We start from the raw sequence: 12,496 nt of genomic DNA, 5'->3' as shown, positions 1-12,496 counted from the left end.
ACAGAAAGCTTTTTATTAATAATAATTGCTGTATTTATTCATCATAGAAATAAGGCTGCATGATCTTACGTCACACAGCCTTGAACTTACTCTATACTGAGGAATTCATCGGGGATATAGCTCAGACAATCCTCTACACACTGCCTGTTAAAGCCTTCGATATAGTTTTTCTCAAACATATCGTCGGTGTAATCCTTATAGGGATACTCAGCACAGTTATACCAGTCACCGTCATAGCTTTCAGCTTCAAAGTGGGATATTATAGGTATAGCCTTTACGTTTTCAAAGCTGATAGTGCCTGTTTCGGGATCCTTCACGACATTCAGTTTACCTATGATACCTACAGGTGCACGCAGATCATACATAGTCGATATGAAATTACCAAGTCCGTAGTAACAGAAAGCCTTTCCACCGTCGGGCTTATCGATATAATTGCAGGTGTTTATGGTATGCGCCTGTGTTCCGATAATGAGGTCTGCTCCCCATTCTACCAGTCTGGGCGCCATTGTTTCCTGAACTGAATTCAGCTCATTTTCTATCTCGGTGCCGAAATGACAGCTTACTACAACAACATCAGCAAGCTCGTTAGCCGCCCTTACCTGACGTTCAACTATATCCTCATTTTCAAGGTATATCACCTTGCCCGGCTCGCCGTCTTCAATATAATAACCGTTGGTATGCTCCATATATCCAAGGAAAGCAAAAGTTATACCGTTTACTTCCTTAATGCGGATATTCTCGCTGTCTGCCTCGTCACGATAAGCACCGTAATGGACTACATCCTTGCTGTCCCAGTAATCAAGACTGCTGATAAGTCCGTCACCGCCCATATCCAATACATGGTTATTGCTCATGGATATTACATTGAAACCGATATCCACCATATGATCACCGTTAGCTGTAGGTGTGGCAAACATCGGGAAGCTCTGTGGACCGTAATCATCGGTCACCAGTGTTTCCTGATTCAGTATGGCGATATCCGTACCGTCAAGATAACGCTCCACATTACGGTATGCATCAGTAAAATCGTAATGTGTGTCACCGCCCTTGTGCCATGCTTCATTATAGATATTATCATGCACCAGATTATCACCTGCGCAAAGCAGGGAGACAACATTTGACGGCTGACCCTCGGGTATTGGCTGCTTGTCAGTCTGCTCCTCGTCAGGGGTAGTTTCCTCATCAGCTTTCTTCTTTGATTGGGATAGCATTTTCTCCCTGCCAGCAGCGAGTTCCTTGCCATTATCCAGACCCTCAGTATCTCTTACGCCCATGCTCGCGCAGCCTGTACATACTGCCATAACAGCAGCACACATAAGCACAGCGAACCTTTTTGCTCTCAAATGCATTATTATCCTCCGTTTCGGAATTGATTACATAAAGGTATTATACCATATAACAAAGCAAAAGTAAAGCCCTCCGAGGATAACTCAGCTGATATCACAATTATTTACTGACGTTTTATGCGAAGTTCATCTTTGAGCCCGCGCATGATGATATCCCTTGCACGCTTCGCGCCATCCTTTGTCATTGGAGGGGTGTCCCCCAGAGGATAATCAATACCCAGCTCCTCATACTTATGCCTGCCAAGTGTATGATATGGCAAAACATCCAGAGCTTTCAGCGTTTTTATATGTGCAAGGAAATGTCCCAGTCTGTTAAGACTGTCCTCATCATCGGTAAGCCCGGGGACAACTACGTGCCTTATCCACACGGGTATCCCTTTTTCACTGAGGTACTCCGCAAAGGCAAGTATACCGCCGTTATCATGTCCTGTGATCTTTTTATGCACAACAGGGTCGATGTGCTTTATATCCAGCATTACAAGGTCGGTAGACTTTATCAATCTGTCAAATGCTGAAGTATCAGACTTTTTAAAGGTTATACCACTTGTATCAAGGCAGGTGTTTATACCTCTTGACTTTGCTTTTTCAAACAGCTCTGTCAGAAATCCGATCTGCAGACACGGTTCACCGCCCGTACAGGTAATGCCGCCGCCCTTGAGGAATTCTTTTACTGAGTCATACTCTCCCAGCAGTTTCTCTGCTGTGACTTCCCTGCCGCCGTCTGTCTGCCATGTATCGGGATTATGACAGTAAAGGCACCTCATGGGACAGCCCTGAAAAAATATAACGAAGCGATTGCCCGGTCCATCTACCGAGCTGAAACTTTCCACCGAATGGATACGTCCCGTCATCAAAACATCTCCTTAAATTATGCCCAGAAGTCTTAATACGCTTATCACACCGCCGCCCAGCATCAGTGCACCGAACACCATGAGTATCCATGCCGTGGGATCACTGCCGCGGTAGATATCCTTGGGATCATTTGGGTTTACCATTATATCCGTACCTTCGCCTTCATTGAACTGCTTTGGGCTGGTATATACTTCATCATAAGCAACATGGGCTCTTCCGCCTGCTATATACTGCCATATAGGCGCGTATACCATATTATGATGCTTGCCCGAGCTTCTCTTCTTACGGTTGCCTATACATACTGCCCTTGTCTTTACGGTACAGCGGCGCAGCTTCAAACGTCTGACTATCGGCGGTGCAGCAACCAGCATAAGTCCGCTGAGTGTCAGTGAATATGCAGCCGCGTGGAGTGACAGCGAGGGTACTAACAGCGATACAAGTCCGGCAAGACCTATTATACCTCCTCCGATAGCTGTCATCAGAGCTTTTGCCCTGCGTTCAGGCTTATAAGCATCCATTTCTCTGCGGCAGAGTATGCCGGTACCCATAGTGCCGAAGCCAAGGCACATAGCTGCCATACCGCCTGATGATCTGCCTATTGTCAGAAGTCCGATTATACCAATAAACAGAGGCATAAAGCTTTTCAGGCTGAACTGCTTATCGGGAACGTGTTCGGGTAGGAGGGTGTTCTGTCCCAACTGCACAGGCTGACCCTGCGGAACATTCATGCCCATAGGCTGACCGTTCTGCGGTACCATATCACCGCGGGTGACCAGTTCCTGATCACGCGGAAGTCTTTCGCCTGTCAGCTGTTCAAATTGTTCTCTGCTCATTTGCATTTTGATTATCTCCTTTAATTTATATATATGTTTTACTGACGATTATATTTTATCATACCCCCCAAAAAAAGTCAATAATAAAACCGACCGACATAGCTGCCGGTCGGTTTTGATACTAATTACAAACTCTCGTGGAAAGTTCTGGAGATAACATCGTCCTGCTGTTCCTTTGTCAGCTTAACGAAGTTAACTGCATATCCCGATACCCTTATTGTCAGCTGAGGGTATTTTTCGGGGTGTGCCTGTGCGTCCAGAAGTGTCTCGCGGTTGAGCACGTTAACGTTCAGGTGATGACCGCCTTTTTCTGCATATCCGTCAAGCAGACCTATAAGGTTATCCACCTGTGCATCGGTAGGTTCAAAATTTGCCATATTTATCCTTCCTTTCTATCACAGTTCCTCGTCGTCCTCATCGGGCGCTTTTTCATTTGGCTGACAGCACGCTCCCGTTCCGCAGTCATTTGATCTGAAGGTCTGAACGGTCATTTCAGGAGCGTCCTGACCCTCATGCTTGGCTTTAAGCAGAGCTTCGGCATCAATATTTATATGACCCTCGCCGCCTGCCATCAGCCTGTCTATCATTTCGACAAGTTCGTTGACCTTGCCGTCTTCATCAAGTGAAGCTTTAATTGCCATTATTAAGATCCTCCGCAATGCTTGCGATATCAATATCGCCTACGAACATCTCATCGTCCTTGCCAAGTGCGCCGGGGATGATGGAGAATGTATTGGAGATACCATCCTGTGCGTGTCTGAAAGGCAGCTTAGCAACAGATGCCAGTGAAGAAGCAGCACCGTGAGTATCTCTGCCGTGCATGGGGTTAGCACCCGGTGCGAGAGGCACGCCTATCTTTCTGCCGTCGGAAGTGGAACCTGTCTTCTTGCCGTATACCACGTTAGATGTGATAGTCAGTATGGACATGGTGGGCACACCGTCACGGTAGGTGTGGTGCTTTCTTATCTTGTTCATGAATCTCTTAACGATATCAACAGCCAGCTTGTCAACTCTGTCATCGTTATTGCCATACTTGGGGAAATCGCCTTCAACGATGTAGTCAACAACAACGTTTCTTGCTACATCTACAACGTTTCCTGCCTTGTCCCTGATCTCGATATCCTTGCGGACAGGCTTTACCTTAGCGTACTTTATAGCAGAGAGTGAGTCAGCCACTACAGAAAGACCTGCGATACCTGTTGCGAAGTATCTCTTTACATCTCTGTCATGGAGAGCCATCTGTATCCTTTCATAGCTGTACTTATCGTGCATGAAGTGGATAACGTTCAGGGTATTTACATACAGACCTGCCAGCCATTCCATCATATCATCATATTTTTCCATTACATCATCGAAGTCCAGATATTCACTGTCAACAGGACGGTACTTAGGACCTACCTGAACACCGAGACGCTCGTCAACACCGCCGTTTATAGCATACAGCAGGCACTTTGCGAGGTTTGCTCTCGCGCCGAAGAACTGCATCTCCTTACCTACTACCATTGAGGATACGCAGCAAGCAACAGCGTAATCATCGCCATGGGTAGCTCTCATCAGATCATCGTTCTCGTACTGTATAGCAGAAGTTCTTATGGACATTCTTGCACAGAACTTCTTGAAGTTTTCGGGAAGCTTAACGCTCCACAGTACTGTCATATTAGGCTCAGGTGCAGGACCCAGGTTATTCAGGGTATTGAGGTATCTGAATGAGGTCTTTGTGACCATAGGCACACCGTCAATAGAAACACCGCCGATAGACTCTGTTACCCATGTGGGGTCTCCTGAGAAGAGTGAGTTGTACTCAGGTGTTCTTGCGAACTTGACCAGTCTGAGCTTCATAATGAAGTGGTCTACCAGTTCCTGAGCTTCTTCCTCAGTCAGCACACCGCTTTCAATATCTCTCTGGATATAGATGTCAATGAATGTTGAAGTTCTGCCCAGTGACATTGCTGCACCGTTCTGCTCCTTGACAGCTGCAAGGTAGCCGAAGTACAGCCACTGGATAGCTTCCTGAGCATTCTTTGCAGGTCTGGAGATATCACAGCCGTATATCTCACCCAGCTTTTTCAGTTCGCCCAGTGCTCTGATCTGTTCTGCCAGTTCCTCACGCAGTCTGATGTTCTTTGAAGTCATTCTGACAAGAGAATTATCCAGCTGATCCTTCTTATCCATTATAAGGTAGTCAACACCGTACAGTGCTACACGTCTGTAGTCACCGATGATACGTCCTCTGCCGTAAGCATCGGGAAGACCTGTCAGTATAGCTGCGTGTCTTGCCAGCTTCATCTCGGGAGTATAAGCATCGAATACGCCCTGGTTATGGGTCTTTCTGTATTCAGTGAATATCTTTACTATCTCGGGATCCACCTCATAGCCGTACTGCTTGCAAGCTGCCTGAGCCATTCTCAGTCCGCCAAAAGGCTGGAGTGAACGCTTGAAAGGCTTGTCTGTCTGGAAGCCTACGATCTTTTCAAGATCCTTATTAAGATAGCCTGCTTCATGGCTGGTAATAGTGGATACTATCTTTGTATCCATATCAAGCACACCGCCTGCTTCTCTTTCCTGTCTTGAAAGCTCTGTCACCTGTTCCCAAAGCTTATTAGTAGCCTCGGTAGGACCTGCGAGAAAGCTTTCGTCACCGTCATAAGGTGTGAAATTCTTCTGGATAAAGTCTCTGAGATTGACAGAGGTGCTTGACCATCTGCCGGGTTTGAAACCTTTCCACTCCTCATCGAACCAATTTCTTTCCATTGTACATCTCTCCCTAACTATGCAGCACAACAACAAAAAGCTCCCGCTTCAGACGAAAGCTGCCCTATCATTCATGCCGCGGTTTTGTTCGGACGATCTGCCCCGCCCCTGCGGGACCCTGACACAATATATAGATCATCTATTGATTAAAGGATATCACATTTGACACCCTATGTCAAGGTCACAGCAGAAATATTACGTAACCTTAACAATTTCTTCATATGTTTCAAAATGCCCAAAAATCCTTGATTTTAAGCAGGTTTTATGCATGGGTCATGCCTTCACATACATGGTCAATGGATTTTTGTGTCCTATAATATGGACAAATCGGCTGTGAATGTTAATTTTTTAACGACCTAGATATGCGATTTAGCATAATAAAGTGTACTTTTTTGGTCTAATATTTTAAACGACTTTTTGCATTAACAATACGACTTTTTACCTTGCTTACGCATATTTGCTCTTTCCTCATTTTGGCATTTTAAGTCTATTATTCTTGCTAATAATTTGAGAAATAGTTAATCAGCCCTCATCTATGCAAATATATTAATAATATAACTTCTGCATATAGTTTTGCCATACCTCTGCAAAAGATGCATACACGCATAAAAAAACAGGGACAGTCCTTGCTGTCCCTGAAATTATCACTGCTGATTATTTGAAAGATCCTTCAGCTCGCTGCCTGCCTTCAGCAGTTCACGTAGATCATCTGCATCCCCGTCCCTTATAGCATCACGGTACTCTGTCAGACGTGCTATTATACAATCCAGCTCATCCACAAGGGGCTGTCTGTTCATCATAAAAAGCTCCGTCCACATATTCTCGTTAAGCTTTGCCACACGGGTAAGATCCTTGAAGGAACCTGCCGAAAAGCCTGCCTGTTTAAGAAGGCTCGGACTTTTGACATACGCACTCGATACAACATGGGCAAGCTGAGAAGTAAATGCTATGATCCTGTCGTGCTCCTCACAGGTAGAAGTAACTACCTTTGCAAAACCTATCTCATAAGCAAGCTGTGATATCTCCCTTACTGTCTTTGCAGATACATCATCAGATGGTGTCATTATAAAGCTTGCCCTTTCAAACAGATTATCGACCGAGTAAGCAAAGCCAGAAAACTCACGTCCTGCCATGGGATGACAGCCTATAAATACCACGCCCTCCTCCTTCAGCGGAGCTTCGACCGCTTCAACTATGGCAGCCTTGACACCGCATGAATCTATAACAATGCCGCCTTTTTTGAATTTATCCTTATTATCAAGGATAAATTTAATAGTCTGTGCAGGGTGCAGACACACCATGACAACATCACAGGTATGCAGTGTTTCCGGTGTTAGTTCACCATCTATTGCCTCCTGCGCAACAGCCCCTGCTATGGCTGCGCGGTCTATATCGTAAGCAAAACAGCTGTGATCAGTATTTTTCTTTATTGCTTTGGCAAGAGAACCACCTATAAGTCCCAGCCCGACTATTCCGATCTTCATAAAAAAACATCCTTTCATGTTTTATTGCTTTTATGTAATAAAGTATAACACCATATCGAAAAAATGTCAAGCACATGGTAACTTGCAATTAACTTAGTGTGTATAATCATGCAATTTAACGAATTGCGTTCATTTTTGTCCGTTTTTAAAAAAATAGTTATTCTCCTATTGACAAAACCACTTGCGTGTAGTATAATAATGCTTGTGAGAAATTAATTTTCTTACGAATTATGAAGGTTTAGGTGATTTGGCGAAGAAGCAGCTTTTGGCTGCTTTTTTCGTTTTTATACATAAAAAAGAGGTACACTTATGAAGATTCTTAATATACACGGATTCAGGGGCAGTGCTGAGAACGCAGCCTTCGGGGCGCTGACAGCCATTGGACACGATGTTGTTTCACCGCCATTTGATTATGATGCTGTCGCTCCGGACGAGGTAGCTGAAAAACTTCGAGGGATCATAACCGAATATACTCCGCAGTACATCGTCGGCACAAGCTACGGCGGATTTTTCGCGGCGGTCCTGTCCGCCGAAACAGGCATACCCGCAGTGCTGGTGAACCCTTGTCTTATGCCTTTCTATCATCTTCCTCTTCTGGGGTACGAAGGCGACATCGCGCCTATGGTGAGGCTTTTCGGTGAACTTGCCAAAGCTGACCGCAGCATAATCCACTGTATCATAGGCGGCAGCGATGAACTGATAGATACTCACTCGCTGGAAACTAATTATTACGGTGCTGATAATATCACCGTTATACCCGAGGGGCTTCATTCGGGGGCAACTTTGCCTCTGACTGAATATTTTTTGGAAGTTATAAGATAATTACGAATACAGAATTTAAGCAAATAAGGAACTGGAAATAATTATGGAATTGGTTTTGCGAATAATAATTGCCGGTGTCGTTGGTTTTTGGATAACTCTGGGATGTGTCAGGATCTTTTATAGGTACAGATCAGGGAAAACTATAAGAGCCGTTCCCTATGAGGAACGGATAGATTTACTCAGAAGATACAGCGAGTATAAAGAGGATAATGTCAGCAGAAAACATCCCCCTGAATTCGTGCTTGGTCGTTCTGCACCAAAGATACTGCAAAAATATAATTACTCAGATTACTGCAAAACAGATCCTGAAAATGGAGATGCTATCGTATTTTCAATGCTGGACTTTGTCTGCGATAATTTCAGACACTATAGCCATGCTGTAACGGGCGGTACCAGTCTTGAAGGTGTTATAAAAAGCTGTGAAAAGCACGAACACAAAACAAATTGCAGGGGCTTATCGCTTATATTAGCCGAGCTGCTTCGCATGAACGGAATAAAAGCAAGACATATCACCTGCAAGCCATACGAAGAACCCTTTCAGGATTGCCATGTTGTTGTGGACTGCTTGCTGCCGTCGGGTTCAAGAATAATGCTTGACCCCACATATCGGCTATATTTCACTGACGATAACGGAGATCCTGTATCTTTGCAACAGCTTCGTGAAGAGATAATTGCGGGGCGTGATCTTCATGCAAACAAAAATGCTTCATATAACGGAAGTGATTTTGATTACGATTATTATATAGAATATATGTCAAAAAATGTACTTCGGTTTAATGCAAATTACCGATCGGATAATACCGATCATTTTAATTCACAAATCGAATTGATACCTAAGGGATACAGTACAGAAGGATATCCCAAAAACGTGCAGTATACTACTTCACCCGATTATTTTTGGGATATAGGGTAGATACCGTTCTAACCATTTAATACAAAGCAAGGCACTTTAGTCAGATTTTGACATAAAGTGCCTTTTATTCTTTATCAATATCATCCATTTCAAGGGGTATCTCAAGCCCTACAGTACCTGCGGTGTGGGAGGGGAAAACACAGGTAACATATTCCCATCCCCCGTGGATAGCCAGTTCGGGAGCAAGGTCACGTATATCACTTATCCTTACTCCTGTTTCAGGCACTATCTCCATAAGCAGCTCACAGCTGTCTTCAAGATACTCGGTATTTACCGTCTGCACCGTTATCCCATGATCTTCAAAAAATCTCTCCACCGTAAGGGCACATACGCTCTCTGGCGGTATATCCTCCATATCCGCAGGAACTGTTTCAAGGATGTATTTTGCATTACCCTGCTTTTTCAGCATATCAGCCAGCGTATCCCTGTCCCACAGTTCAATGCCGTTTACCTCTGCAAGCTTTCGGGCTGACTCGGTAAAATAGCTGTTGGTCATAACGGCACCTGCCTCACAGCCGTAGTAAGCCAGTCCACCTATGACCTCCTGCACCGCTGGATTCCCAAGCTTTTTATCGTAGCGCTTGCACTGCACTGCATATTTTTTACGCTTCTTCACCGCGATTATATCAACTCCGAAATCCCCCGAGCCCTTGGTCACTTCTATATCACGAAAACCGTTGGCTTTGAGTATACCCGCACAGGCATATTCAAAATCATGCCCCTCCATATTATCAAGTTTTTTCAGAGTGAGCCTGCCTAAATGACGTATAAACGACGCACCGAGATAAAGCGGTATACTCAGAAACGGCAGATAGATCATATACCCACAGTATCCCGGACGGTCACCGCCCGTACCGAAATAGTTTGCAAGCTTTACCGAGCTGTACACCGACAGTGCCAGAAGTACCGCCGCAAAGAATAATATGCGTTTCATATACCGTCACCACACTTTCACTGTGATATTATATCAGATTTCCGCACAAATGTAAAGCCTTGACATAAATACACTAACGGCTTATACACAAAAGGCGCTCCCCTGTCGGGAAGCGCCTGTGAATACATTATTTGAAGAACAGCGGGAGCTTTTCAAGGAAAAAGATATCTGTCCTGTCAGCAGCATCGCCCTCAGCCAGCACAGCACCTGCACCAACTATGTTTCCGCCTGCTTCCCTGACAAGTTCTTCCACTGCAGTGAGAGATTCTCCTGTGCTTATAACATCATCAAGTATAAGCACGCGCTTGCCCTTCAGCCTTGCCACATCTTCCTGTGAAAGATAAAGTGTCTGCACAGCCGCTGTGGTTATGGACTTCACCTGTACCGATATAGGATCTGTCATGTACAGCTTTACTGATTTTCTTGCTACCACATAATTCTTTCCAGACTGTCTTGCTGCCTCATAAGCCAGCGGTATGCCTTTTGATTCGGCTGTGATGATAACATCAAAATCGGGAGCTTTTTTCAGCAGCTCCGCAGCAGCCTCAACAGTCATCTCCACATCAGAGAACATGATGAATGCAGCTATGTCCAGTTTCTCGCTTGCAGCGCATATAGGCAGTTCTCTTGTAAGACCTGCCACCTTCAATGTATATGTTTCCATTTCAAACACTCCTTATGTCAGGCGAAATTCCGCCTTGTTAACTATAGTTCAGCCGATATCCTCTATAGGATGATCTTCCGATATCTTATATACCGCGAACCAGCTGTTCTTCTCTTTGACAGCTATGCCGAAATCGCTGTCCTCGCCTTTGCCGTAATATTTTACGCCGTCCATATCGTATACAAGATGATAGCCTTTCTTGCTGAAATAATCGCCGTAATTATCCTTGCTGCTGCCGATGAATTCTATCTTACCGTCCTCTGAATGATTACTTACCGTAAAACCCTTGTTCATCTTCAGAAATACCATAGTGGTCTTCGGAAGCTCAGCAAGTCCGTAACCGCAGTTGACAAGTTCCCTGAGTATACTGCCCTCAACGAACAGCACCACCATCAGTATAACTGCGAATACCACACCAAATATCCTTTTCTTTTCCATATCTCATCATCCCTGCCCTTTCATAAATATCCATATTACAGGAAGATATATTTCAGCACGAACAGTACCGACAACACATACATTATCGGATTTATTTTCTTAGCCTTTCCGCAGAAGAGATTTATTACCACGTAAGACATAACACCAACAGCGATACCCTCAGCTATACTGTAGAACAATGGCATAGCCAGTATGCAGAAATAAGCAGGCAGAGCCTCAGTGTAGTTATCCGCATCGAACCTGATATCGGTTATCGAGCTGAACATCAGGAAACCTACAACGATGAGCGCCGGTGCGGTGGCAAAGGATGGTATCGCTATGAATACAGGCGCAAACAGCATGGATGCCAGAAACAGTACTGCAGTAGTCACCGCTGTAAGTCCCGTTCTTCCGCCTGCACCAACACCTGCTGCGGATTCAACAAAAGTAGTTGTGGTGGAAGTACCCAGTACAGCACCGCCAGTAGTTGCAACAGCATCAGCCATAAGTGCTGGACGTATCGCCTGCAGCTTGCCGTCCTTGTCAAGCATATCAGCCTTTGAAGCCACACCAATGAGAGTACCCAGTGTATCGAACAGGTCAACGAACAGGAATGAGAATACTACCACTATGAAATTGAATATACCCACACTGTTCATATCAACATTAAAGCACTGTCCGAAGGTCTTGCCCAATGCCGAAAAATCTGTCATAGTAAAGCTTGGAAACAATGAGAACCAGTTCTCATTATCAGGCACGTAAAGCCCGATGCCCTGGCATATCATACCAAGTATCCACGTTCCGAATATACCTATAAGTATGGAACCGGGCACCTTTTTGATATAGAGTATCGCCATGGCGGCAGTACCTATGACTGTCAGCAGTGCGCATATCCCCCGTGTTGTGAATTCCTGTCTGAAATCCACCATCTCCACCAGTGTCGCGCCGCCAACTACCAGCTTTGAGTTCTGAAGTCCTATAAAGGCTATGAACAGACCTATACCTACAGATACCGCTTTTTTCAGTGATAACGGTATACAGTCAAATATAGCTTCTCTTACCTTGGTAGCGGAGAGGACTATAAATATCACACCCTCGATGAATACAGCCAGCAGTGCCACCTGCCAGGAATATCCCATAGAGCCGCATACAGTGTATGCCATGAATGCATTCAGTCCCATGCCTGCCGACAAGGCAAAAGGCAGATTCGCCAAAAGTCCCATGCACATAGTTCCGATAAAGGATGCAAGACAGGTAGCCAGCAATACAGCAGTGCTGTCCATGCCCGCCGCTGAAAGCACACTGGGGTTCACCGCAAGGATATATGCCATAGTCATAAATGTGGTTAGACCTGCCATTACCTCTGTGCGGACATCTGTGCCGCGTGCATTCAGCTTGAAGAATTTTCCAAGCGCACCTGTTTCGGTCACGGTCTGTACTTCCTTGCTGCCCATTCGTTCAGATGGGTGCGTGATATGGT

13 protein-coding genes are annotated in these 12,496 nt (G+C 45.1%); 2 read left to right on the top strand and 11 right to left on the bottom strand.

Features of this window, described 5'->3' with window-relative positions:
* Positions 1–86 precede the first annotated feature (86 nt).
* The 7 genes from RUMAL_RS05980 to RUMAL_RS05950 all read right to left on the bottom strand — a co-directional run bounded on the left by RUMAL_RS05980 (position 87) and on the right by RUMAL_RS05950 (position 7,266).
* Positions 87–1,349, bottom strand: a complete 1,263-nt coding sequence (locus RUMAL_RS05980; RefSeq protein ID WP_013497871.1) for a CapA family protein — start codon at positions 1,347–1,349, stop codon at positions 87–89.
* Between the two features lie 101 nt (positions 1,350–1,450).
* Complete coding sequence (pflA, locus tag RUMAL_RS05975; RefSeq protein ID WP_013497870.1) at positions 1,451–2,197, bottom strand: pyruvate formate-lyase-activating protein; 747 nt, start codon at positions 2,195–2,197, stop codon at positions 1,451–1,453.
* A gap of 12 nt (positions 2,198–2,209) precedes the next feature.
* Complete coding sequence (locus RUMAL_RS05970) at positions 2,210–3,031, bottom strand: DUF3592 domain-containing protein (protein ID WP_157865474.1); 822 nt, start codon at positions 3,029–3,031, stop codon at positions 2,210–2,212.
* Between the two features lie 125 nt (positions 3,032–3,156).
* Positions 3,157–3,408 carry an autonomous glycyl radical cofactor GrcA3 gene (gene grcA3 / locus RUMAL_RS05965; protein WP_013497868.1) on the bottom strand — a complete coding sequence of 84 codons (252 nt, stop codon included), beginning with the start codon at positions 3,406–3,408 and terminating at the stop codon, positions 3,157–3,159.
* Between the two features lie 18 nt (positions 3,409–3,426).
* Positions 3,427–3,672 (bottom strand): hypothetical protein, encoded by a 246-nt coding sequence (locus tag RUMAL_RS05960; RefSeq protein ID WP_013497867.1) that lies wholly within the window; start codon positions 3,670–3,672, stop codon positions 3,427–3,429.
* Positions 3,662–5,782 carry a formate C-acetyltransferase gene (gene pflB, locus RUMAL_RS05955; protein WP_013497866.1) on the bottom strand — a complete coding sequence of 707 codons (2,121 nt, stop codon included), beginning with the start codon at positions 5,780–5,782 and terminating at the stop codon, positions 3,662–3,664. The genes RUMAL_RS05960 and pflB overlap by 11 nt, the downstream gene beginning before the upstream one ends.
* 644 nt (positions 5,783–6,426) lie before the next feature.
* Positions 6,427–7,266 (bottom strand): prephenate dehydrogenase, encoded by an 840-nt coding sequence (locus tag RUMAL_RS05950; RefSeq protein ID WP_013497865.1) that lies wholly within the window; start codon positions 7,264–7,266, stop codon positions 6,427–6,429.
* A gap of 309 nt (positions 7,267–7,575) precedes the next feature.
* On the opposite strand from RUMAL_RS05950, the gene RUMAL_RS05945 reads away from it, so the two are divergent.
* Positions 7,576–8,088, top strand: a complete 513-nt coding sequence (locus RUMAL_RS05945; protein ID WP_013497864.1) for a YqiA/YcfP family alpha/beta fold hydrolase — start codon at positions 7,576–7,578, stop codon at positions 8,086–8,088.
* Between the two features lie 43 nt (positions 8,089–8,131).
* Entirely contained in the window at positions 8,132–9,001 is an 870-nt protein-coding gene (locus RUMAL_RS05940; protein WP_013497863.1) for a transglutaminase-like domain-containing protein, read from the top strand.
* A 64-nt stretch (positions 9,002–9,065) separates the two neighbouring features.
* Here RUMAL_RS05940 and RUMAL_RS05935 read toward each other — a convergent pair whose 3' ends face one another.
* The 4 genes from RUMAL_RS05935 to RUMAL_RS05920 form a co-directional block, all read right to left on the bottom strand.
* The gene (locus RUMAL_RS05935; RefSeq protein WP_013497862.1) at positions 9,066–9,935 is read right to left on the bottom strand and encodes a restriction endonuclease; all 870 of its coding nucleotides are present in this window, start codon (positions 9,933–9,935) and stop codon (positions 9,066–9,068) included.
* Between the two features lie 127 nt (positions 9,936–10,062).
* Positions 10,063–10,599, bottom strand: coding sequence for a phosphoribosyltransferase family protein (locus tag RUMAL_RS05930; protein WP_013497861.1), 537 nt, complete (start codon positions 10,597–10,599; stop codon positions 10,063–10,065).
* A 48-nt stretch (positions 10,600–10,647) separates the two neighbouring features.
* Entirely contained in the window at positions 10,648–11,037 is a 390-nt protein-coding gene (locus tag RUMAL_RS20620; protein ID WP_013497860.1) for a hypothetical protein, read from the bottom strand.
* A gap of 35 nt (positions 11,038–11,072) precedes the next feature.
* The gene (locus RUMAL_RS05920; RefSeq protein WP_050793309.1) at positions 11,073–12,470 is read right to left on the bottom strand and encodes an NCS2 family permease; all 1,398 of its coding nucleotides are present in this window, start codon (positions 12,468–12,470) and stop codon (positions 11,073–11,075) included.
* Positions 12,471–12,496 lie beyond the last annotated feature (26 nt).

It is taken from the genome of Ruminococcus albus 7 = DSM 20455 (genome assembly GCF_000179635.2).
In the GTDB taxonomy this organism is placed as follows: domain Bacteria; phylum Bacillota; class Clostridia; order Oscillospirales; family Ruminococcaceae; genus Hominimerdicola; species Hominimerdicola alba.
This window is presented reverse-complemented; position numbering and strand designations above follow the sequence as displayed.